General features: G+C 66.3%; 17 protein-coding genes, 1 tRNA gene and 2 pseudogenes. 9 read left to right on the top strand and 11 right to left on the bottom strand.

Features of this window, described 5'->3' with window-relative positions:
- Window positions 1–384 (top strand): annotated as a pseudogene (locus BSTEL_RS12365) (MATE family efflux transporter); the annotation flags it as partial.
- A gap of 4 nt (window positions 385–388) precedes the next feature.
- On the opposite strand, the gene BSTEL_RS08820 reads toward BSTEL_RS12365, so the two are convergent.
- From BSTEL_RS08820 to BSTEL_RS08865, 11 genes and pseudogenes are all read right to left on the bottom strand, one after another.
- Window positions 389–2,278, bottom strand: coding sequence for a [protein-PII] uridylyltransferase family protein (locus tag BSTEL_RS08820; RefSeq protein WP_034529716.1), 1,890 nt, complete (start codon window positions 2,276–2,278; stop codon window positions 389–391).
- A gap of 322 nt (window positions 2,279–2,600) precedes the next feature.
- The gene (locus BSTEL_RS08825; RefSeq protein ID WP_034529718.1) at window positions 2,601–2,939 is read right to left on the bottom strand and encodes a P-II family nitrogen regulator; all 339 of its coding nucleotides are present in this window, start codon (window positions 2,937–2,939) and stop codon (window positions 2,601–2,603) included.
- Window position 2,940: 1 nt separating this feature from the next.
- On the bottom strand, window positions 2,941–4,227 hold the full coding sequence (locus tag BSTEL_RS08830) for an ammonium transporter (protein WP_034529719.1): 1,287 nt from the start codon (window positions 4,225–4,227) through the stop codon (window positions 2,941–2,943).
- A 427-nt stretch (window positions 4,228–4,654) separates the two neighbouring features.
- Window positions 4,655–5,727 (bottom strand): annotated as a pseudogene (ftsY, locus tag BSTEL_RS08835) (signal recognition particle-docking protein FtsY); the annotation flags it as partial.
- Window positions 5,708–5,983, bottom strand: coding sequence for a hypothetical protein (locus BSTEL_RS13055; protein WP_420796407.1), 276 nt, complete (start codon window positions 5,981–5,983; stop codon window positions 5,708–5,710). The gene BSTEL_RS13055 and the pseudogene ftsY, both read right to left, overlap by 20 nt.
- Window positions 5,984–6,101: 118 nt before the next feature.
- The gene (locus BSTEL_RS08840; protein ID WP_051923014.1) at window positions 6,102–7,100 is read right to left on the bottom strand and encodes a ribokinase; all 999 of its coding nucleotides are present in this window, start codon (window positions 7,098–7,100) and stop codon (window positions 6,102–6,104) included.
- A gap of 49 nt (window positions 7,101–7,149) precedes the next feature.
- Window positions 7,150–7,545 carry a D-ribose pyranase gene (gene rbsD, locus BSTEL_RS08845; protein WP_034529720.1) on the bottom strand — a complete coding sequence of 132 codons (396 nt, stop codon included), beginning with the start codon at window positions 7,543–7,545 and terminating at the stop codon, window positions 7,150–7,152.
- A gap of 54 nt (window positions 7,546–7,599) precedes the next feature.
- Window positions 7,600–8,481: a D-ribose ABC transporter substrate-binding protein gene (locus tag BSTEL_RS08850; RefSeq protein WP_420796408.1), complete on the bottom strand. Its 882-nt coding sequence runs from the start codon at window positions 8,479–8,481 to the stop codon at window positions 7,600–7,602.
- Window positions 8,482–8,794: 313 nt separating this feature from the next.
- Window positions 8,795–9,784 carry an ABC transporter permease gene (locus BSTEL_RS08855; RefSeq protein WP_034529722.1) on the bottom strand — a complete coding sequence of 330 codons (990 nt, stop codon included), beginning with the start codon at window positions 9,782–9,784 and terminating at the stop codon, window positions 8,795–8,797.
- A gap of 66 nt (window positions 9,785–9,850) precedes the next feature.
- Complete coding sequence (locus BSTEL_RS08860; protein ID WP_034529724.1) at window positions 9,851–11,353, bottom strand: sugar ABC transporter ATP-binding protein; 1,503 nt, start codon at window positions 11,351–11,353, stop codon at window positions 9,851–9,853.
- Between the two features lie 295 nt (window positions 11,354–11,648).
- Window positions 11,649–12,701 (bottom strand): LacI family DNA-binding transcriptional regulator, encoded by a 1,053-nt coding sequence (locus BSTEL_RS08865; RefSeq protein WP_034529725.1) that lies wholly within the window; start codon window positions 12,699–12,701, stop codon window positions 11,649–11,651.
- Window positions 12,702–13,100: 399 nt separating this feature from the next.
- On the opposite strand from BSTEL_RS08865, the gene BSTEL_RS08870 reads away from it, so the two are divergent.
- From BSTEL_RS08870 to BSTEL_RS08905, 8 genes are all read left to right on the top strand, one after another.
- Window positions 13,101–13,844 carry a TetR/AcrR family transcriptional regulator gene (locus BSTEL_RS08870; protein ID WP_051923017.1) on the top strand — a complete coding sequence of 248 codons (744 nt, stop codon included), beginning with the start codon at window positions 13,101–13,103 and terminating at the stop codon, window positions 13,842–13,844.
- 116 nt (window positions 13,845–13,960) lie between these two features.
- Window positions 13,961–15,034, top strand: a complete 1,074-nt coding sequence (locus BSTEL_RS08875) for a glycosyltransferase family 2 protein (protein ID WP_051923019.1) — start codon at window positions 13,961–13,963, stop codon at window positions 15,032–15,034.
- 1,208 nt (window positions 15,035–16,242) lie between these two features.
- Window positions 16,243–16,315 (top strand) — tRNA-Lys (locus BSTEL_RS08880).
- 615 nt (window positions 16,316–16,930) lie between these two features.
- A complete protein-coding gene (locus tag BSTEL_RS08885) occupies window positions 16,931–18,712 on the top strand; it encodes a C69 family dipeptidase (RefSeq protein ID WP_034529726.1) in 1,782 nt (593 codons plus the stop codon).
- A 151-nt stretch (window positions 18,713–18,863) separates the two neighbouring features.
- Window positions 18,864–20,444, top strand: coding sequence for an amino acid ABC transporter substrate-binding protein/permease (locus BSTEL_RS08890; protein ID WP_034529728.1), 1,581 nt, complete (start codon window positions 18,864–18,866; stop codon window positions 20,442–20,444).
- The gene (locus BSTEL_RS08895; RefSeq protein WP_034529733.1) at window positions 20,444–21,202 is read left to right on the top strand and encodes an amino acid ABC transporter ATP-binding protein; all 759 of its coding nucleotides are present in this window, start codon (window positions 20,444–20,446) and stop codon (window positions 21,200–21,202) included. Before BSTEL_RS08890 ends, BSTEL_RS08895 begins: the two co-directional genes overlap by 1 nt.
- Before the next feature lie 67 nt (window positions 21,203–21,269).
- Window positions 21,270–22,808, top strand: a complete 1,539-nt coding sequence (gene zwf, locus BSTEL_RS08900; protein ID WP_034529736.1) for a glucose-6-phosphate dehydrogenase — start codon at window positions 21,270–21,272, stop codon at window positions 22,806–22,808.
- Window positions 22,805–23,806, top strand: coding sequence for a glucose-6-phosphate dehydrogenase assembly protein OpcA (locus BSTEL_RS08905; RefSeq protein ID WP_034529739.1), 1,002 nt, complete (start codon window positions 22,805–22,807; stop codon window positions 23,804–23,806). The genes zwf and BSTEL_RS08905 overlap by 4 nt, the downstream gene beginning before the upstream one ends.
- Window positions 23,807–23,812: the final 6 nt, after the last annotated feature.

Raw genomic sequence — 23,812 nt, forward strand, 5'->3', positions numbered from 1 at the left:
GGAGTGGCGATCGGCGCCGGCATGATCGCGGTCGGCTTCGCCGCCGCTCCCCTGTTCTCGCCGGACGCGGCCGTCCAGTCGCTGATCGTCGTCGGCATGGTCACGCAGGGCGTGTTCCTGCCGTTGTGTGGATGGATGTGGGCGCTCGACGGCATCCTCATCGGCGCCGGCGACTACCGCTATCTGGCCGCGACGTGCGGCGCGACCGCCGTCGCGTACCTGCTCGCGCTCGCCGGCGTCGGCGCGCTCGCCGGTACGGCGGCGTTCGACGCGCCGGCCGCGCGCATGGTCGCGTTGTGGGCGGTGCTGAACGTCGTGTTCATCGGATTGCGCGCGACGTTCAACGGAATCCGCGCGCACGGCGACGCGTGGATGGGTGATTGAGCGGCTACAGGTGATAGCGGGTGGCGGCGACCATCTGCTTGACGAGGGTCTCGCGCCACGTGCTCCAGCCGTATTTCTTCGTGATGGCCTCCTCGGAGGTCGCGCCGAGCGAGGAGCCGTCCGCACGCGTCAGATCGTAGAGCATGTCGAGCAGCATCGGATCATGGCGCAGACGGTTCGCGAGGTCGGAGCCGGTGTTCGGATCGTTCGGATTGCGGCCGGTCGCGAACTCGCTCAACGTGAGATGCTCGCGCACCAGCAGCGTCACCATGCGGATCGTGTCCGCGTCGTAGCCCATGCGCTTCAGGATCACCGGCGCGTGGCGCGCGCCCTCCGCCGCATGGTCGGCGACGCCGGGGCGCTTGCCGATGTCGTGCAGGATGCCGGCGAGCAATAGTGCCGTGTAGTGCGCGTCATCGTATTGCGGCACGCGGGTGCCCGCGCCGTCCACGACGCCCGCGGACCGGCCTTCGCGGTCCGCGGCCGACGGGAATCCGATGTCGCGCGTCAGGCGCGAGACGACCTCCACGGAATGACGGTCGATCGTGTAGCGGTGCGCCGCCGACACCGACGGACGATTGCGGATGCCCAGCCATTCCGGCATCCACTTGCCGGGGATGTCGTCGAAGTCGATCTCCTCCCACACGCGAATCAGCTCGGGGCCGGACGCGAGCAACCGCACGAACAGGTCGCGCGTCGTCGCATCCCACCGGTTGCTGTGGATCGGGCAGCGACGCAGATTCTCCAACGTGCCCGGATTGATCGGCAGTCCGCGCTGCGCCGCGGCGAGCGCGACGCGCAGCGCGAGCGAGGCGTCGCGCGACGGGTCGACGCCGGGCGCGAGCACGATCTCATGCTCGTGGACGGCCACGCCGGGCGCGACCACATCGAATTTCGGCGCCTCACGACGGCCGCCGGCACGTTGCGACATCATCTGGAAGAACGCGAACCGCGGCTTCTCGTGCGTGAGCGAATGTTCGGCGCGGGAGGCGGTCGAGTCGAGCGAGAACGCGATGCGACGGCCGATGCGCGCGAGCAGCGTCTGCAGGTCGTCGATCGACTTCGCCTCGCGCTCGCCGCCCGCGGGCAGGGTCGGATCGGCGAGGCCGAGCATCGCGGCGACCTTGTCCTGATAACGCACGAGCAGCAGGTTCGTGTCCTTGTTCGCGACGAGGTGGATGCAGTCGCGCACGTCGAGCAGCCGGTCGACCGCGTCGTCGTAGGCGCCGTGCGGACGGTCGGCGAGCCAGGAGACGGCGAGCGCGGAGACGAGCACCGAGTCGCGCAGGCCGCCGCGCGCCTCCTTGATGTCCGGCTGGTTGATGTATTGGAGGCGGCCGAACTCGTCGAGGCGGCTCGTGGCGGAGCCGAGCAGTTCGGGCAGGCGTTTGCGCGCGGCCTTGCGCCAGCGTTCGAGGATCGAATCGGCGGTGGTTTTGATGAGGTCGATGTCGCCGGCGACGGGCTCCACGTCGAGCCATCCCATCGCGGCGGGCAGATCATGGTCGGTCACGGATTCGCATTGCTGGCGGGTGCGCACCGAATGGTCGAGGTCGAGGCCGGAATCCCACAGCGGGTACCAGAGCTTGTTGGCGAGCTCGTTGAGATGCGCGTCGTTGAGGGCGTGCGGATCGTAGATGAGGACGAGGTCGAGGTCGGAGCTGGGGCCGATCTGGCCGCGGGCGAGCGAGCCGACGGCGGCGAGGCCGATGCCGCGGTCCGGCACGTCGAAGTCGACGTCCGCCTTCGCCTCGTCCCACAGGCGCGTCAGGCAGTCCAACGCCAGTTCGGTGCGTTCCCGGCGTTTCTTGGCGCCGTCGCGGTAGACGCCGTCCGCGTCCGGCTGGCTCATCGCCATGAATCGTTGCTTGAGACCATCGACCGCCGATGCCATTTCGCGTGTGCTCCTTGTTGCGTTCTTCGCGCCTTCCTCTGATGAGGGAGGTGGCCGCCGAAGGCGGACGGAGGGAGAGACCTCCCCCACCCGCTTCGCGGGAGCCCCCTCCAGAGGGGGCCGGGTTGTTGCCGACTCCGGCGGACCCCTTCAGAGGAGCCGGGTATGAGCGTATAAGAAAATCCCCGCACGGCTTTGGGGGCGGCGTGCGGGGACCTTTGTCTATTTGATGGCCCAACCCCTCCCGGCGGTCAGTGAACGATACGAGCCGGGAGGAGAAGGACGTCTGTGATGATCGGACCGGATGGGACCGGCCGACCGGTCAGATCGCGGCGGAACCGGACTCGCCGGTACGCACGCGCGTCACCGAGTCGAGCGGGGCGACCCAGACCTTGCCGTCGCCGATGGTGCCGGTGCCGGCGGCCTTGACGATCACGCCGACGAGCGTTTCGGCGTCGGCGTCGTCGGACAGGACCTCGACGCGGATCTTCGGAATCAGGTCGACGGTGTATTCGGCGCCGCGGTAGACCTCGGTGTGTCCGCGCTGGCGGCCGTAGCCGTTCGCCTCGGAGACGGTCAGACCGTGCACGCCGGCGGCCGCGAGGGCCTCCTTGACGTCGTCGAGCTTATGGGGCTGAATGATTGCGGTGATGAGCTTCATCTCACCTCACCTCCTTGAGGACGGAGCTGGCAGTACCAGCAAAATCGTAGGCGCGTTCACCCTGGTCGGCAAGGTCGATGCCGCCGACTTCCTGAGCTTCGGTGACGCGCCAGCCGATGGTCTTCTCCAGCGCGAAGGCGATGATGCCGGTGATCACGGCGGAGTAGACGATGGCGCACAGCGCGATGAGAACCTGGACGACGAGCTGCTTCCAGTCGCCGCCGGCGAACAGGCCGGTGCCTTCGCCGAAGAAGCCGATGAGCACGGTGCCGGTGAAGCCGCCCACGCCGTGGACGCCGACGACATCGAGGGAATCATCGTAGCCGAGCTTGAACTTCAGGCCGCAGGCGAGGCAGGTGAGCACGCCGGCGATCGCGCCGAGCACGATGGCCCACAGCGGGGAGACGACATCGGCGGCCGGGGTGATGGCGACCAGGCCGGCGACCATACCGGAGGCGGCGCCCATCGCGGTGTAGTGGCCGGAGCGGATCTTCTCGGTGAAGCCCCAGGAGAGCATGGCGGCGGCGGTCGCGGCGGAGGTGGACACCCAAGCGTAGCCGGCGGTGCCGTTCGCGGCGAACGCGGAACCGGCGTTGAAGCCGAACCAGCCGAACCACAGCAGGAAGGCGCCGAGCATGACAAACGGGACGTTGTGCGGGCGGAACGGCTGCGTGCCGAAGCCCTTGCGCTTGCCGATGATGAGGACGATGATCAGCGCGGCGACTGCGGCGTTGATGTGGACGACGGTACCACCTGCGAAATCGTGGGCGGCGGCGCCGATGGCGGTGGAGATCGCGCCGGAACCGGACAGCAGGCCGCCGTTCCAGACCATGTGGGCCATCGGAGCGTAGTCGAACGTGACCCACAGCGCGACGAAGATCATCCACGTGCTGTACTTGACGCGCTCGGCGATGGCGCCGCAGATCAGGCCGACGGTGATCATCGCGAAGGCGACCTGGAAGGCCACGTCCACGGACACCGGGTAGTTGTTGGCGTTCAGGCCGGTCGTGGTGAACACGCCGTCCTTGGCGACCATCGAATCCTTCAGCAGGAAGCCGGAGGCCGGATCGCCGAAGATGCCGGCGACATCGGAGCCGGCGTAGGCGATCGACCAACCCCACAGCGTCCAGATGATCATGGTGACGGACAGCGCGGCCGCCTCAAGCATGAACATGTTCAGCACGGCCTTCGCACGGACCATGCCACCGTAGAAGAACGCCACACCCGGCGTCATGAGGAAAACCAGGGACGCGGAAGTCAAAATCCATGCGGTATTTCCGGAATCCATGTCTACCTCCCTCTCTTTCACATCTTCGCTCCGTCGCGCGGGCGGAGTCGTTCGTTCTTTCGTCGTCCCCCTTATGGGGGCTAACGGTTCGATAGTGAACGCCCGGATGGTTTTCGTTTCGTTACGGCAGGTTACGCGATTGTTAATCGCCGACGGGCCTCCGGGAGTGCGTGACGCGGCGGAGCGCGGCGGTTTTCCGCCGGAAACGCGAAGGTCCCGAATCATGTTTCCAACATGATTCGGGACCTGTGTCGCGGGTGCCGTGCGAGGCGCGGCGGTTCACGATGCGGACTTCGCGGGGTTCACTGGCGTATGCGGGCCGCCGTGACCACGCTTAGTCAGCTGTGACCACGCTTAGTCAGTGATGACCACCCTCAGTCAGCCGAAGGCTGACAGCTCCCGCCAGCGGGAGCGGAGGATGCCGCGGTCAGGCGAGGATGCCGTCGACGAAGCCTTCCGGGTCGAAGGGGGCGAGGTCGTCGGGGCCTTCGCCGAGGCCGACGAGCTTGACCGGCACGCCGAGCTCCTTCTGCACGGAGATCACGATGCCGCCCTTCGCGGAGCCGTCGAGCTTGGAGAGCACGACGCCGGTGATGCCGATCGCCTCGGCGAACACCTTCGCCTGGGTCATGCCGTTCTGGCCGGTGGTCGCGTCGAGCACGAGCAGCACCTCGTCCACGGGAAGGTTCTTCTCGGTGACGCGGCGGATCTTGCCGAGCTCGTCCATCAGGTTCGCCTTGTTCTGGAGACGGCCGGCCGTGTCGATGATCAGCACGTCGGCGTCCAGCTCCTTGGCCTTGGCGCTCGCCTCGAACGCGACGGACGCCGGGTCTGCGCCGTCCTTGTCGGAGCGGACGACCGGCACGTCGACCTTCGCGCCCCACGTTTCGAGCTGGTCGGCGGCGGCGGCGCGGAACGTGTCGGCCGCGCCGAGCACGACGCTCTTGCCTTCGGAGACGAACAGGCGGGCGAGCTTGCCGGCGGTCGTGGTCTTGCCGGTGCCGTTGACGCCCACCATGATGATGACGCCCGGACGGTTCGCGCCCGGCTTGTCCGCGTTGAGACGACGGTCGGTGTCGCGGCCGACCAGGTCGAGCAGCTTCTCCTTCAGGGCGGCGCGCACCTCGGCCGGATCGGCCTTGCCGGTGACGCGTGCATCGGTGCGCAGTTCGTCGACGAGCTGTTCGGACGCTTCGGCGCCGACGTCGGCGAGGAGGAGCGTGTCTTCGACGTCCTCCCAATCGGATTCGGAGAGGTTGTCCTTCGCGAGGATGTTGAACAGCGCCTTGCCGAACGGATTGCTCGACTTGGCGAGCTTCGCCTTGAGCCGTGCAAGCCTCCCGCCCACCGACTCCGGCGTCTCCACCACCGGTGCCGGCGCGGACTCGTTGTCCTCGCCCCCGCCGGCGGGGGCTGTCGGCGCAGCAGCCGGACGTGGGGGTGGTCCGGCGCAGCCTCAGCCTCCAGTGCGGATTCGGCCTCAGGCGCGGGAACGGATTTGGGAGCCGGCACGGACTCGGGCTCGTTGTCCTCCGCCCCGCCGGCGGGGGCGTGTCGGCAAAGCCGACTGGGGGTGGTCCGCGGGCCGCCCCGCGGCCTCGGGCTTCGCGCTCTCCGGCAGGTCGCGGCGCGCCTCCCGCTCCTCGATCGTCTTGTCAAGATCGCGCTTGCGCGACTTGGAGAACCAGACCGCCAACAGAATCAGGACGATCGCGACTACGGCGACGCCGACCATGGCCAATGTATTGCTATCCATGACCCCCAGTGTAACGATGGCCGTCACCCGCACCGCATACGAAACGGTTCCCTTCCCGACCGTCCACGGAAAACCGTGACCGATCGGGGAGGGAACCGTGAGTATCCCGGAGGGGCGCCTACGCGAACCTCGCGCGGATCTGCTCGGCGGTGCCGTAGGAGGCCTGCGCGCCCAATCCGGTCGCCGCGTACGCGGAGACGTAGGAGGCGAGGCGCGCGCTGTCCGGCAGGGACCGCCCGGCGGCGAGGCCGGCGAGGATCGTGCCCATGAACGAATCGCCGCAGCCGGTCGTGTCGACCGCGTCGACCTTCACCGGCGCGATGCGGTGCACGTCGTCGCCGTCGATGACGACCGAACCGTCGCCGCCGAGCGTGACGACCGCCTGCCCGTAGCCGAACCCGTGCATGCGGGCGGCGATCGCATTCCAGTCCTCGCCGTCCCAGTCGCCGTCGGCCGGCTCGTCGATGCCGAGCAGCTGCGCCATCTCGTGCTCGTTGACGAGCAGGATGTCGGAGGCGGCGATCAGCTCGGCGGGCAGTTCCGGCACGAACGGCGAATCGTTGAGCAGCACCTTCAGTCCCGCGTCGTGGCAGAGTTTCGCGCATGCGGTGACGGTCTCCATCGGCGCTTCGAGGCACAGGCCGAGCACCTTCGCCTCGGTGAGCGCGGCGGCGGAATCCGCGACGTAGGCGGGCGTCACCTTGCCGTTCGAACCGGCGGAGTAGATGATCGTGTTCTCGCCGCCCGCGTCGACGGCGATCACCGTGGTGCCGGACGGGCCGGGCACGTGCGCGACGTGCGCGGTGTCGACGCCCGCCTCGCCCAGGTGCGTCAGCAGGAAGTCGGCGTTCGCGTCGTCGCCGACCGCGCCGAACATGCGCACGTTCGCGCCGATACGCGCGGCGGCGGCCGCCTGATTGGCGGACTTGCCGCCGGGCAGCAGCGTGAGCGGGCCGCCGTTGACGGTTTCGCCGGGCTGCGGCAGGCGCTGCGTGGTCACCGTGTAGTCGACGTTCATCGATCCGATCACGGAGACGAGCGCGTCCGTGGCATCGATGTCGTACAGCAGGTCGAGCGCGGCGGCGTCGGCCGCGGGAGCCTTCACATTGTCGGTCATGTCGTCATCCTTTCCTTCTCGCGCGTGTGTGCGTTCGTGCGGCGGACGGTCAGAACGGGACGCCGCAGCGGAAGATCACGTTCGCGTAGGGCGTGGTCTCGCCGGTGCGGATCACGAAGCGCACGCCTTCGACGTTCGCCTTGAATCCTTCGTCGCCATCGTGAGGCACGTAGCTGAGCGGAACCTCGAAGCGATCCTTGACCCATTGCTCGGCGACGGTGCCGCGCGCCTCCTCGGCCATGAGGCCCTCCTCGAGCACGAGTTCGCCCTTGAGCGCGTCGAGCACCTCCTCGAAGGTGGGCACGCCGAGCACGACGGCGAGGTCGATGATCTCGATGCCCGGCTGGACGGGCAGGCCGGCGTCGGAGATGACGAAGCGGTCCTTATGGCGCAGGCCTGCGAGCGCGTGGGCGAGTTGGGCGTTGATGATGCCGTGGGTGAGCATGGTGGTTCTCCTGTTCTTCCTCGAACTGGTGATGGGATGAATCGACGGGTCGCGTCACTGGAAGTCGGCGACGTTCTCCTTGGTGACGGTCTTCACCTCGATGGATTCGGTCTTCTCGACGCTTTCGCCCTTGATGGCCTTGACCGCCGCCTCGACAGCCTTCTTGCCGAGCTCCTTCGGCTGCTGGGCGATCGTGCCGACCATGGTGCCGGAGTTCACGGCCTTGAGGCCGTCCTCGGTGCCGTCGAAGCCGAAGATCTTCACGTCCTTGCCGGCCTTGGCGCCGAGGGACTGGACGGCGCCGAGCGCCATCTCGTCGTTCTCCGCGTAGATGCCGACCACGTCGGGGTTGGACTGCAGCAGGTTGGTGGTCACGTTGAGGGCTTCGGCGCGGTCGAAGTTCGCGGTCTGCTCGGCCACGACCTTGATGCCGGAGTACTTCTTGATCTGCTTCTTGAAGCCGTCGCCGCGGTCGCGCGTGGAGGCGGCGCCCGGCGTGCCCTGCAGGATGATGACGTCGCCCTTCTCGCCAATCGCCTTGGCGAGCTCGTCGGCGGCCTGGGCGCCGCCTGCCACGTTGTCGGAGGCGATGTGGCTGGTCACTTCCTCGCCGGTGACGGCGCGGTCGACGGAGATGACGGGCAGGTTGGAGCTGAGCAGCGGGGCGACGGCCGGGGAGGCGGCGTCGGAGTCGACCGGGTTGATGATGACGGCCTTCGCGCCCTGCGACTGCGCGTTCTGCGCCTGGTTCTGCTGGGTGGCGGAATCGTTCTGCGCGTCGGAGACCATGAGCTCGACGCCGAGGTCCTTCGCGGCCTCCTGGGCGCCGTCGCGCAGATCGACGAAGAACGGGTTGTTGAGCGTGGAGACGAGCAGGGCGACCTTGTCGCCGGAGGCGGACGAGGAGCCGCCGCAGGCCGCGGTGCCGATCATCATGGTGCCGGCGCACACGATGGCGAGCGCGGCGCGGACGGTCTTCTTGAAGGCGGGGTTGGAGATGAACATCATTGTCTTCTTTCTCTTGTGGGTTGAGTTGTGGGTGTGGGTTGGAGTGAGTTGGAGTGAGTGGGTTGGTTGGGTTACTGCTTCGTTGCGGTTTGTCGTCGGGTTGGTTGGGTTGGTTTGATTGTGGTCGGTCGGCGGCGGCCGCGGATGCGGATGGAATCCGCACGGCCGCCGCTTCCCGGGGAGGAAGGAAGGGAAAAGGGAAGTGCGTTGTCGTCCGGGGCGATCGGCAATCGGCGGGCGATCAGTGGGTGTCGACCTTGCGGCGCAGGGTGTCGAAGCTCACCGCGAAGGCGATGACGAGGCCGATGACGACCTGCTGCCAGAAGGAGGACACGTTGAGGATGTTGAGGCCGTTGCGGATCACGGCGAGGAGGATCGCGCCGATGAACGTGCCGGAGATCTTGCCCTTGCCGCCGGAGAGGGACGCGCCGCCGATCACGACGGAGGCGATGGCGTCCATCTCGTAGCCGGAGGCGGCCTGCGGCTGGGCGGAGTGCAGACGACCGGCGATCACGAGGCCGGCGACGGCGGCGAACACGCCGGAGAGCACGTACACCATGATCTGGGTCTTGTGCACGGAGATGCCGGACAGGCGGGAGGCCTCCATGTTGCCGCCGACCGCGTACATGGAACGACCGATGCTGGTGAAGTTGAGGATGACGGAGGCGATGACGCCCATGATGATCATCATCACGATCGGCATCGGGATGCCGGCCACGGTGGAGCCGAAGAAGTTGACCATGCCGGAGGTGGAGATCGGGCGGCCGTCGGAGATGACGAGCGTGAGGCCGCGGGCGACGGACATCATGGCGAGGGTGGCGATGAAGCCCGGCAGCTTGAGGTACGCGTTGGCGAGACCGGAAAGCGCGCCGAACACGGCACCGGTGAGGACGCCGATGAGGATCGTCACGAGCGGCGGCATGCCCATCGAGGCGCCGGTGTAGGCGACCAGCATGCTCGAGACGGCGGCGACCGAGCCGACGGACAAATCGATGCCCGCCTCGACGATCACGAACGTCTGGCCGAACGCGAGGATGGCGACGGTGGCGGCCTGGACGCCCACGTTGAGCATGTTGGGTCCGGTGAGGAACGCCGGGGTGGCGATCGACAGCGCGATGCACAGGATGATCAGGCCGATGAGGGCGCCGTTGCGGGAGGCGAACCTCTTCACCTTGTCCATCGCGGTGGTGTTGCCGGAATCATATCCGAGCTTGGCTTCTTTGGCGGTCATTGCAGTGTTCTCCTTGTAGTGTTTTCGACTTCGTCGTCAGTTACGTTTCGTGGGGTTCGTCGCGGCTCAGCGGCTTTCGCCGGCTTCCTCGTCCATGTGGGAGACCGCGAGCGACATGACCTTCTCCTGCGTGGCCTCCTTGGCGGGCATGCCGCCGCTGAGTCGGCCGTTGCTCATCACGAGCACGCGATCGGACATGCCCAGCACCTCCGGCAGATCGGAGGAGGCCATGAGCACCGCGCCGCCGTTGGCGGTGATCTCGTTGATGAGCTCGTAGATCTCGACGCGGGCGCCGACGTCGACGCCACGGGTCGGCTCGTCGAGCAGCAGCACCTTCACGTTCGCCATCGACCACTTGCCGAAGACGATCTTCTGCTGGTTGCCGCCGGACAGCGATCCGGCCGCCTGGTCGACGTTGGCCATGCGGATGCGCAGCTTCTTCGCGGTCTCGTTCTCGCGTTTCGTCTGGCCCTTGAGGTCGGCGAACCCGAACTTCGAGGTGGGGACCATCGTGGCGAGGCCGAGGTTCTCGGCCACGGACGCTTCGAGGATCAGCCCCTGCGTGCGACGGTCCTCGGGCACGAGGCCGACGCCGGCGGCGATCGTCCTCGCGATGTCCGCCTTGGGGAGCGTCTGGCCGTCGACGGCGACGGAGCCGGAGTCGTAGGAGTCGGCGCCGAAGATCGCGCGGATCACCTCGGTGCGGCCCGCGCCGACCAGACCTGCCAGGCCGACGACCTCGCCGGCGTGCACTTCGAACGACACGTCGTCGATGGCGCCGGCGCGGGTCAGATGATCGACCTTGAGGAGCGTCTTGCCGGGCTCCTGCGCGACGCGCGGGAACTGGTTCTCGATGTTGCGGCCGACCATGAGGCGCACGAGCTCGGATTCGGGGGCCTGCGCGTCGATCGTGTCGATGTACTTGCCGTCGCGCAGCACGGTGACGACGTCGCCGACGCGGGCGATCTCGTCGAGGTGGTGGGAGATGAACACCATGCCGACGCCCTTGGCCTTGAGCTCCTCCATGATCTCGAAGAGGTGCTCACATTCCTTACGGGTGAGGGCGGCGGTCGGCTCGTCGAGGATGAGGATCGAGGCGTCCTGCATGAGGGCCTTGGCGATCTCCACCATCTGCTGGCGGGCGACGCCGAGCTCGCCCATCGGGGTGTTCACGTCCTCGTCGAGGCCGATGAGGTCGAGGGCGGCCTTCGCCTTCTTGCGCATGGCCGCGCGGTCGACGAATCCGGCCTTGGTGGGCAGCGCGCCGAGGAACAGGTTCTCCATGATCGACAGCTGCGGGACCATGTTGAGTTCCTGATGGATGACGGCGATGCCGAACTTGCGGGCGGCGTCCACGTTCGGGATGCGCACGGTCTCGCCGTCGATCTCGATGTGGCCCTCATCGGGCTGGTAGATGCCGCTCATCATCTTGATGACGGTCGACTTGCCCGCGCCGTTCTCGCCGAGGAGCACATGCACCTTGCCCGGTTCCACGGTGACCGACACACCGTCGACCACTTTGGCGGCGCCGAATATCTTCGACACCTTGACCAGAGATAGTTGCGTCATTGTCTCTCGCTTTCCTCCTTGAACCTACGTTTTCGGCGGCTGATAAACCTCACTGCTTCGTCGTCGACTCACTTCATCACTGAGGTGATTTAACGTTTTATCAACTGCGTAGTTGTGATGATATAACGTTTTATCAGCATGGTCAACCGGCGTGTCGGAAGCGCTAACACGGCAATGCCGCCGTCACCCCCATCCCGTCACATGGCCCACCCCAGCCGAGGAATCCCCGCCACACGGCACACCCACCAGCCGCGCAACCCGCGGATTCGCGCGCCTTCCCGCCGCACCAATCCCCCTATGCGGCCACGGGCGCGACGGACACGGATTTGCGCGGCATGTACACCGTGGGCACGCTGGTCGTGCGCCCCTCGCCGCACGATCCCGTGCGTATCGATTCGAGCAGCAGCGCGACGCCGCGACGCCCCATCAGCTCCGGCTGCTGCGAGATCACGGCGACGTTCGGCGTCATCAGACGGAACGCGGCGATGTCGTCGAACGAGACGAGCGAGACGTCCGCCCCCAATTCGACGCCGCGATCGTGCATCAGTCCGATGATCGTGATCGCATCCGGCGAGTATCCGCACATGATGGCGGTGACGCGCGCGTCAAGCAGTCGCGCCAGCGCCTCGCGACGCGACTCGTAGTCCGCGTCGCATGCGACGACCACGCCCGCGGCGCCGGTCCCGCCCGCGGCCGCCGGCACCGTCGCGTCCGCGCCGAGCAGGTCGCCGGCGACCGCGCGGAACGCGGTCTCGCGCTCGTTGACGGAATACGAGCCGAGCGACGGATGCGCGACGTATCCGATGCGGCGGTGCCCGTGCGCGACGAGGTCCTCCATCGCCTCGCGGATGCCGGTGTACGGATTCGACACGACGAACGGCACCGATTCGACGCCCTGGACGCGACGGTCGACGAACACGAGCGGCAGGTCGCGGCGGATCAGGGATCGCACGCCGGGCGATTCGACGCCCTGGGGCACGACGATCGCGCCGTCGATGCGCTGGCCGAGCAGGTTCTCGATGAACGCGTCCTGCCGCTCCACGTTCTCCGACGACGTGCCGATGAGCGTGGAGACGCCGTTGCGGTAGAGCTCGTCCTCCATCGAGGAGACGAGGTCGGCGAAGTACTGGTTGCGCAGGTCGGGAACGAGCAGCCCGACGGTCTTGTTGGCGGAGGAGCGCATCGAACGGGCGCGTTGGTCGGGCACATAGCCCATCTCCTGCACGGTCTTGTGCACGAGTTCGCGCGTTTCGGCGGAGAAACGGCCTTTGCCGTGCAGGATCTGGGATACGGCGGCGGTGGAGACGCCGGCCTTACGCGCCACGTCGCGCAACGTCACGAATGCCATGCTGGCCTCCTCGGTGAGACAGGTTGGTAAAACGTTATATCACAGTCTACACAACACCGTGCGGATGGTTGCTGTTTGCGCTCACATCTCTTGTCACACTTCACAGTTTAAGCCCGTCCAGTCGCCGGACCACGCAAGACACGTCGCATATCGAAACACGGCGGCGCAAACGAACCCGGACGAAGCCAGCGTTCCCGGAAGCAGCCGCCGCCCCGGAAGCGATTGCGCCGAACCTCCACCGGCGCAATGAATCCCGGAAACAGCAGGCCGTTCCCGGGATTCGTTGCGCCGGGGCATCGGTCGGCGCAACCCCACGCCGTACGAAAGGCGGCACGTCGCACGGCGACAGCACGTCGTGCGGCGACGGCTAAGCTGGGGAACATGGCCAATTCCTCACGCATGACGTCGTATCAGCGACGCGAACAGCTCATCCGCATCGGACGGTCCCTCTTCGCATCGAAAGGATTCGAATCGGTGAGCGTCGAGGAGATCGCCAGCACCGCGAAGGTCTCCAAACCGATCGTCTACGAGCATTTCGGCGGCAAGGAAGGCCTGTACGCGGTAATCGTCGACCGCGAGATGCAGGCGCTCACCGCCGCGCTCACCGCCGCACTCGACGACCCGGACATGCATCCGCGCCAGATCGTCGAACGCACGGCGCTCGCGCTGCTCACCTACATCGAGGAGAACGCGGAAGGATTCCAGGTGCTGTCGCGCGACTCGCCGAGCACCGACCCGTCCGGATCGTTCAGCTCGCTGCTCGGCGACATCTCGATGCGCGTCGAGGACCTGCTCATCGCCGCGTTCAAACGGCAGAAACTCTCCCCCAAAGGCGTGCCGTACTACGCGCAGATGCTCGTCGGCATGACCGTGTTCACCGGACAATACTGGGCGGACCGGCCGAAAGTCAGCAAGGAGCAGCTCGCCGCGTACATCGTCGACCTCGCATGGCACGGACTGAGCCGGCTCGACTCGAAACCGAAACTCATCTTCGAAGGCAAATCCGCGAAATCCGCGAAATCACGGAAAACCACGCGACCGGACACGCGACCGGACGACGACGCGCCGCGGACGTCCGTTCCGCAGGAACCGGACGACGCGGCGGGCGACGACGCCGGAACCGTCGCGACGGACGCGGCGTGACAGAACATGAACCGGATGTGCAGGATATGCGCATAAGTCCCGTCCGAGCGGGGCCGGTGCTAGGGTGAGGCGTTGAAACGAACAGACCAGACGTGAATTTCGAGGATCGTGACCTTATGACGCAACCGGCATCGACGACGGCCACCACCGGCAAGACGCTCACTACCGGCAAGACGCTCACCTTCGTGGTGCCCTCCTACAACATGGAGGAGTATCTGGAGCGCTGCGTGCTGTCGCTCACGGCGGCACGGCGCAACGACGACATCGAGGTGCTCATCGTCGACGACGGATCCAAGGATTCCACGCTGGAGGTGGCGCGCACGTTCGAACGCCGCTTCCCCGGCATCGTGCGCGCCATCCACCAGGAGAACAAAGGCCACGGCGGCGCGGTGAACACCGGCATCGCGGCGGCGCGCGGCATGTACGTGAAGGTCGTGGACGCGGACGACTGGGTGGGACCCGACTCGCTCGAAGAGGTGATGGCCGCGCTGCGCGACGAAATCGCGGGCGGCGACCCGGTCGACATGCTCGTCACCAACTACGTGTACGACAAGGTCGGCAAGCGCCGCAAGCACGTGGTCAACTTCCGTCACGCGATGAAGGCCGGCGAGCGCCTCACATGGGACGACATGAGGCATTTCGGACTCGCCGAGTACATCCTCATGCACGCGCTGATCTTCCGCACGTCCGTGGTGCGTGCGTCCGGCATGCAGCTGCCCGAACACACGTTCTACGTCGATTTCATCTACGCGTACCAGCCGTTCCCATGGGTGAAGTCGCTGCGCTACCTGGATACGCCGTTCTACCACTACTTCATCGGACGCGACGGGCAGAGCGTGCAGACCGACGTGATGATCCGACGCGTCGACCAGCTGATCCACGTCAACCAGTGCATGGTCGAGGCGACGCCGGAACGCGGAACCGTGCCGGACGGACTGTACCGGTACATGATCCACTTCCTCGCAATCGAAAGCTCGGTGGCGAGCGTGTTCCTGATCCTCTCGCGCAATCCGGAGAACTATGCGAAGAAGAAGCGGATGTGGGCCGGAATCAAGGCGTATTCGCCGTCGATCTACCATGATGTGCGCCGCAAGCCGATGTCGCGGGCGTTGAACCTGCACGGTTCGGCGGGCCGGTGGGTGATCCGGTGGGGGTACCGCGTGGCGGAGCGCGTGGTCGGGTTCAACTGATCGGGGCCGGCTGGTTCGGGCCGGGCGGGGCGGCCCGTGGGTTTACTGGACTGGCCCTGCCCGGCCGGCACGGCAGGATCGGGCAGCCGGGGCGGGCCGGGCAAGCTGGGGCGGGCTAGCCAAACAAACAGAGCAGTTCGCGAAACAATGTGGGCACTTCGTATCCGCTTCGACTCTCGGACGGCCTTCCCAGCGAAACGAACCGGATCGGACGAAGCCAAATCGCTTCGGGGGGAGGCTCCGGCGAAGCAAACCGGGCACCTGATGTCCACATCGATTCGCCAGCGAGGTTCTCCGCGAAACAACATGGGCGCGTACCGGCCGATCCGTTTCGCTTGTTCCACGATGCGCCTCCCATGGGGCGATATGGGGACACGACAGACCGCACTGCAACGATTCTGCGGGCGCAGGAGCACCCGGCACGGAGTACTCGGGCACCAGAATGCCACAGGATTCCCATGGTTTTCCCAGCATTTGCACATGGCCTCTTGAAGAGGCTGGGGTTTACTAAGAACCACGGTTGAAAAGCCGCGATAACTAAATCCCTTCTTCTCTCTTCTCTCTCAAGCCCGGTCTTCCCGCCGGGCTTTCTCTTTGGCTTCAGTCGGGCCTGCTTCAGTCGGGCCTGCCTCAGTCGGGCCTGCCTCAGTCGGACTCGGGACCTATAGGACTTTTGTGGTGCTTTAGATTCCGTTCCTAGTTGGCATGCCTTTGCCCATCCCACCCAACGGCATGCCTCCGCCCATCCCACCGGCATACATCCCCCTGCTCCACCGGCATGCCTTTGCCCACCCCACCAGCGTACGGTCTCGACGGTATTTTCCCCGGCTGCCGTCACGAACGTACGCTGAGAAATCGTCAGTGTACGTTCGTGACGATGAAGACGATTAATACCGTCACAAACGTACGCCCACGAAGGGTCGGCGGCGGCCGACGGGGGAGTCGGCGCGTCCGGACGCGGATCCTCCGGATATGAAACCGGAAACGGACCCTCCGAACACGGGAACCGGACGCGAACAAGGAAACGGAAACAAATCCGCCGGAAACGGGAAACAGAGAAACAGGAACGGGGACGGAGGAAAGAATCCTCCGGGAACGGGAACGGGGAACCGGGAACAGGGAACCGGAAACCGGAAATGGACCCTCCGAACACGGGAACCGGGTCGGCGGTTGCAATGTCCGGCCGACGTGTGTATTTTAGAAACGTTGCCCCTCTAGCTCAACGGTTAGAGCAGCGTCCTTTTAAGTCGTGGGTTGTGGGTTCGAATCCCACGGGGGGCACCGCACCCCTTGGAATCATTGGGATTCCAAGGGGGTTTTAGTTTTCTGCTTTGTCGTTTTGGACGCACTGGGACGCACTGAGCGCGAATGCTCGGCGAAGGACTCGGGTCGTGATGGACAACATGAGACAACATGAGACAACATGAGCGTTGGTGCTCGGCGTCCCATCGGCGCCGACATCCATCCCCGTTCTTGCGGAGAATCCATACCACGCAATCGCCGACGAATCAGTCAAACGGTGCTATGTGAGGAACAAGGGGCCTGACCTCGCGCACTTCTTAGGCACTTCTTAGGTACACCGGATGCTTCTTAGGTAGGTGTCTTCCGACAAGCGGGTCGCGAATCGTCCGATTTCGGCCAGTCATAACGCGGGCACCTACCTAGGAAACGCAACATGTACCTAAGAAACGGCCAGAGGGATGACCAGAAGGCTGCTCACGAGGAAATCGCCCCGGCTTCGGTGCCGCATGCGCTCGGACAACCGTTCTCCGAACCCATCGCACATGCCGCGGAACCGACCGACCACCCTCAGTCGGCATAGCCGACAGCCCCCGCCAGCGGGGGCGAGTACATCCTGCCGTCACCCACCACACCGCACCTACTACAGTGGGCAGCATGTCTTGCACCACACTTCTTGTAGGAAAAGCGGCCAGCATCGACGGATCGACGATCATCGCGCGCGATGACGATTCCGGTTCGGGCCGCTATGACCCGAAACGACTCGTCACCGTCAACCCCGAAGACCAGCCGCGCCACTATCGTTCCGTCCTCTCCCACGTCGCTATCGACCTGACGGACGCCGGCGACCCGTGCCGGTACACGATCGCCCCGAACGTGCTGCCCAACCGCGGTATCCTCGCCGAGGCGGGCGCGAACGAACGCAACGTGGCGATGAGCGCCACCGAGACGATCGCGGTGAACGAGCGCGTGCTCGCCGCCGACCCGCTGGTCGAGCTGCGGCCGGCCCACGGCGAGCCGCGCAATCCGGACGGCATGCCCAATCCCGACTACCGCCCCGAACAGCCGGGCGGCATCGGCGAGGAGGACATCATCACGCTTGTGCTGCCATACGTGAGCACGGCGCGCGAAGGCGTCAAGCGGCTCGGCGCGCTGCTTGAGCGATACGGCACGTACGAGTCGAACGGCGTGATCATCTCCGACGTGGACGAGATCTGGTACGTGGAGACGATCGGCGGCCATCATTGGATCGCCCGCCGCGTGCCCGACGACTGCTATGCGACCATCCCGAACCAGCTCGGCATCGACGACTTCGACCTGAAGGACGCGTTCGGCCCGCAACGCGAATACCTGTGCAGCGCCGACCTGCGCGAGTTCATCGCCGAGCACCGGCTCGACCGCACGATGCCGGCGCACACGTCGGCCGTCTCGATGCGCGGCACCGGATTCGGCGCGGGCGCGGGCCTCGGCGCGGCGCGCGGCGTGGTCGGCTTCGCGGCGGACGGTTCGGTGGAGACGCCGGACCGCTTCAACCCGCGCACCGCGTTCGGCACGTCCACGGCGAAGGACCATATCTACAACACACCGCGCGCCTGGTACATGCAGCGCTGCCTCAACCCGAGCGAGGACTGGGATTCGCCGGCCGCCCGCTACATGCCCACATCCGACGACATCCCGTGGTGCCGCGTGCCGGAGAACAAGATCACGATCGAGGACGTGGACCGCATCCTCGCCTCGCATTTCGAAGGCACGCCGTACGACCCGTACGGCACGACCGGTACGCCGGAGTCACGTCACCGCTACCGTCCGATCGGAGTCAACCGCACCGGCCACATGGTCGCAATCCAGTTGCGCCCGTATGCGCCGGACGCGGCGCGCGCCGTCATGTGGACGTCGTTCGGCTCCGGACCGTTCACAACGGTCGCGCCGTTCTACGCGAACGTGCGCGACACGCCCGCCTACCTGCGCGACACGACACCGACCGTCTCGACCGGCAATCTGTACTGGACGAACCGTCTCATCGCGGTGATCGCCGACGCGCACTTCTACGAGACGAACAGTCTCGTAGAAGGATACGCGGAAGGCGTGCGCGCGTTCGGCCACCGGCTGGTGGCCGAAACAGACGCGCAGGTCACGGCGCAAGTCGCGAACGGTGCAGACGGTGCAGACAGTGCAGACAGTGCAGACGATACGGACAACGCGGACGATGACGGCGTAACCGGGGACGCCGGTATCGGCGGCGTGGCCGACGACACCGGTATCGGCGGTATCGGCGGTGTCACCGTCGCAGCGAACGGCGTCACGGCGACGCTGGAAGCGGCGAACGACGCGATGGCCGCCTACCTGCGCGAGCACACGACGAAACTGCTCGACGACGTGCTGTACACGTCCAGCAATCTGATGCACAACGCGTTCGCGATGTCCGACCGTTGGGCGTGACGGACGCGACGGGCGACAACGCGACGGGCGACGACGCGGCGCAAGACCGCCGTCGCCGCCTGTCGTCCCTCACGAATCCGTAACAGCCCGGAAAAAGACCTCCCATACCGTTCATAGGTTGAACGAAGAAATGAGATAAGGGAGGACACGCATGCGCACAGCACGAAGCGACTCCGGGCTGAAAGCCGGAATGCGCGCCTGGCTGCGGCTGCTGACGGCACTGCTCGCGGCGGTCATGGTGGTCGCGGGACTGTCGGCGACGCCGGCGCTCGCCGCCGACGGCACGGAGGCCGGCGACACGACCAAGAACATGTCGACCGTGGACGACGCGACGCGCGCGCTCGCGAAGAAGGCGAAGGGCAAGACCTACACGATCGCCACCGACACCACGTTCGCGCCGTTCGAATTCCGCGAGAACGGCAAGATGGTCGGCATCGACATGGATCTGGTCGACAAGATCGCCGCATCGCAGGGATTCAAGGTCACGATCCAGTCGCTCGGCTTCAACGCGGCGCTGCAGGCGTTGAGCTCGAACCAGGCGGACGCGGTGATCGCCGGCATGTCGATCACCGACGAACGCAAGCAGGTGTACGACTTCTCTGACCCGTACTTCCAGTCCGGCGTGCAGATGGCCATCGCGAACAGCGATGACTCCGTCAAGGGCTACGCGGACCTCAAGGGCAAGACCGTCACCGCGAAGACCGGTTCCGAAGGCGAGGCCTACGCGAAGTCCATCGCGAAGAAGTACGGCTTCACCATCAAGTCGGTCGACCAGTCGGCCACGATGTACGAGATGGTGAAGGCCGGCAACGCGGCCGCCGTGTTCGACGACTACCCGGTGCTCGCCTACGGCATCTCGCAGAACAACGGCCTCAAGACCGTGACGCCGAAGGTGCCGCGAGGCTACTACGGCTTCGCCGTGAACAAGGGCCGGGACGCCGAACTGCTGGCCGCGTTCAACGTGGGGCTCAAGGAGCTCAAGGACTCCGGCGAATACGACAAGATCCTCGTCAGGTACCTGGGCGCGAACGCTTCGACGAACGCGGACACGAACAGCGTGAAGACGGTGGAACGCGTGAGCTTCTGGCAGCTCGCCGTGCAGTCGCTGCCCGCGCTCATGCAGGGCCTCAAGAACACGATGATCATCACCGCGCTCTCGTTCATCGTGGCGCTGCTGCTCGGTCTCGGCTTCGGACTGATGCGCGTGGGCCGCAACAAGGCGCTCGCGTGGATCTCCCGCGCCTACGTGGCCGTGTTCCGCGGCACCCCGGTGCTCGTGTGGGCGTTCTTCTTCTACTTCGGCGTGCCGCAGCTCGTCGGCCACGCCATCCCGAACTGGATCTGGTTCTCCGGCCTGTTCACGCTGTCGCTCAACTCGGGCGCGTACCTGACGGAGATCATCCGCGGCGCGATCCAGTCGGTCGACCCCGGTCAGGCGGAGGGCGCGCGTTCGCTCGGCCTCACCTACGCGCAGACGATGCGCCGGGTGATCCTGCCGCAGGCCGTGAAGATCGGCACGCCGGCCGTCATCAACCAGCTGGTCATCCTGCTCAAGGATTCCTCGCTGCTGCTCACCATCGGCTTCGCCGACCTGCTCTACCAGGCGCAGCAGCTGTACGCGGCGAACTTCCGCGTCACCGAGACGCTGCTCATGGTGGGCGTCATCTACTTCGTGGCCATCACGCTGCTGACCTGGCTCGCGAACATCGCCGATAGGAGGTTGAACAAGTAATGGCTGCATCGACTGAGAACACGGCGAACGAGTTCGTCGTCGACGTGCGCGACCTGCACAAGAGCTACGGCGGCACCGAGGTCATCAAGGGCGTCGACTTCCAGGTGCGCAAGGGCGAGGTCGTGTGCATCATCGGCCCGTCCGGCGCCGGCAAGTCCACGCTGCTGCGCTGCCTGAACGGACTGGAGACGCCCACGTCGGGCACGGTGGTCGTCAACGGCCACGACCTCGGCGCGAAGGACACGAACATCGACGAGGTGCGCGAGCAGATCGGCATGGTGTTCCAGCACTTCAACCTGTTCCCCAACATGACCGTCGCCGAGAACATCATGCTCGCGCCGACGCTCGTGCACAAGATGCCGAAGGACGAGGCCCGCGCGCTCGCCAAGAAGCTGCTCGCGCAGGTCGGCCTCGCCGAGAAGATCGACGCGCGCCCCGCGTCCCTGTCCGGCGGCCAGAAGCAGCGCGTGGCGATCGCCCGCGCGCTCGCGATGAACCCGGACATCATGCTGTTCGACGAGGCGACGAGCGCGCTCGACCCGGAGATGGTCGGCGACGTGCTCGAGGTGATCCGCGGACTCGCCGAGGAGGGCATGACGATGATCCTCGTGACGCACGAGATGGGCTTCGCGCGCGAGGTCTCCAGCCGCGTGGTGTTCACCCACGGCGGCGTGATCGACGAGCAGGGCACGCCTGACGAGATCTTCAACCATCCGAAGAGCGAGCGCCTGCGGTCGTTCCTGTCGAAGGTGCTGTAGGCCCACTATCCGAACATTTCCCTTAGCCGTCGGCGATACCCCGCCGACGGCTATTACTCTTATTGGTATGAGTGGGAATACCAATTGGACCAATCCGTTGCGCGATCCGCGCGACCTGCGCCTGCCGCGCATCGCGGGCCCGTGCAGTCTGGTCATCTTCGGCGTGACCGGCGATCTGGCGCAGAAGAAGCTGCTGCCCGCCGTCTACGATCTGGCCAACCGCGGTCTGCTGCCGCCGAGCTTCGGCCTGACCGGCTTCGCGCGCCGCGACTGGACGCAGGAGCATTTCATCGAATTCGTCAAGACCGCCGTCAAGGCGCGCTGCCGCACGCCGTTCAAGGAGTCGACGTGGAACAACCTCGCGGCCGGCATCCGGTTCGTGCAGGGCACGTTCGACGATCCGGAGGCGTTCGAACGACTGAGCGCCACCGTGCAGGAGCTCGACCGCGACCGCGGCACGCGCGGCAACCACGCGTTCTACATGTCCGTGCCGCCGAGCGCGTTCCCGATCGTCTCCAAGCAGCTGGCCGCGTCCGGCCTGTCGCGCTCCTCCGAAGGCGCGTGGCGACGCGTCATCATCGAGAAGCCGTTCGGCCATGACCTCGCCAGCGCGAAGGAGCTCGACCGCGTCGTCTCCGAAGTGTTCGACCCGAGCTCCGTGTTCCGCATCGACCACTACCTCGGCAAGGAGACCGTGCAGAACCTGCTGGCCCTGCGCTTCGCCAACGCGATGTACGAGCCGGTGTGGAACGCGAACTACGTGGACCACGTGCAGATCACGATGGCCGAGGACATCGGCATCGGCGGCCGCGCCGGCTACTACGACGGCATCGGCGCCGCACGCGACGTGATCCAGAACCACCTGCTCCAGCTCATGGCCCTCACGGCCATGGAGGAGCCGGTGAGCTTCACCGCGAAGGACCTGACGGCCGAGAAGACCAAGGTGCTCTCCGCTGTGCGCCTGCCCAAGGACCTCGCCGCCAACACGGCCCGCGGCCAGTACGCGAAGGGATGGCAGGGCTCGCACGAGGTCGTCGGCTACCTGGACGAGAAGGGCATCGACCCGAAGTCCACCACCGAGACGTACGCGGCCATCCGCCTCGACATCGACACGCGCCGCTGGGCGGGCGTGCCGTTCTACCTGCGCACGGGCAAGCGCCTCGGCAAGCGCGTCACCGAAATCGCCGTCGTGTTCAAGCGCGCGCCGCACCTGCCGTTCGAGCAGACCGCCGTGCGTGAACTCGGCAAGAACGCGATCGTGATCCGCGTGCAGCCGGACGAGGGCGTGACGATGCGCTTCGGCGCGAAGGTGCCGGGCGGCACCACGATGGAGGTCCGTGACGTGAACATGGACTTCAGCTACGGCCGCTCGTTCACCGAGAACTCGCCGGAAGCCTATGAACGACTGATCCTCGACGTGCTGCTCGGCGACCCGCCGCTGTTCCCCACCACCGAGGAAGTGAACCTGAGCTGGAAGATCCTCGACCCGATCGAGGAGTTCTGGTCGACGCTCGGCCAGCCGCAGCCGTACCGCGCGGGCACGTGGGGCCCCGCCGAGGCCGATGAGATGCTGGCGCGCGAAGGCCGCCATTGGAGGATGCCATGATCATCGATATGCCGAACACCCGCACGCGCGAAATCGCGCACAAGATCGACGAGCTGCACGAGGAGCGCGGCGAATCGGCGACCGGCCGCGTGCTCACGCTGCTCATCGCCACCGACGAAGGCGAACTCGAGCACGCGCTCGAAATCGCCAACGCGGCGAGCCGCGAACACCCGTGCCGCGTCATCGCGATCGTGCCGGACACGTCACGCCGCGACGGTTCCGACAACGCGGACGGCGGCGCGAAGGCGATGGAGAAGACCGACAACCCGGCCATCGATCTGACCGACGGTCCCGCGGAATCGAACCTCGACGCGCAGGTGCGCTTCGGCGCGGACGCCGGCGCGGGCGAGATCATCATCCTGCGCCCCCGCAACGGACTCATCAACCATCCGGACACGCTCGTCATCCCGCTGCTCGTGCCGGACGTGCCGGTCGTCGCATGGTGGCCGACCACGCCGCCGTCCAACCCGGCGAAGGACCTGATGGGCGCGATGGCGCGCAGCCGCATCACCGACGCGCTCCATTCCAGCAATCCCGAGGCGACGATCGAACGTCTGCGCCGCAGCTGGACACCGGAGGACATCGACCTGTCGTGGACGCGACTGACCGTGTGGCGCGGACTGCTCGCCTCGATGCTCGACCAGCCGCCGCACCTGCCGATCACGGCGGTGAAGGTGACCGGCCCGCGCGAATTCCTGCCGATGGACCTGCTGTGCGCGTGGCTGCGGCTCACGCTCGACGTGCCGGTCGACGTGGAATACGTCGACGGCGCGACGGCGGTGACCGGCGTGGCGTTCACGCGCGCGGACGGCGTCGTGTCGCTGGAACGCCCGCATGAGGATCAGGCCGTGATCTCGATGCCGGGGCAGGCTCCGCAGGCGATCTCCGTGCCGCCGCGCACGATCGAGGACTGCCTGACCGAGGAACTGCGCCGCATCGACCCGGATGAGATCTACGCCGACGTCATCAACGAAGGCTGGGATCTGATCCGTCACTAGTCCACG

Origin of the sequence: Bifidobacterium stellenboschense (genome assembly GCF_000741785.1) — a bacterium.
In the GTDB taxonomy this organism is placed as follows: Bacteria; Actinomycetota; Actinomycetes; order Actinomycetales; family Bifidobacteriaceae; genus Bifidobacterium; species Bifidobacterium stellenboschense.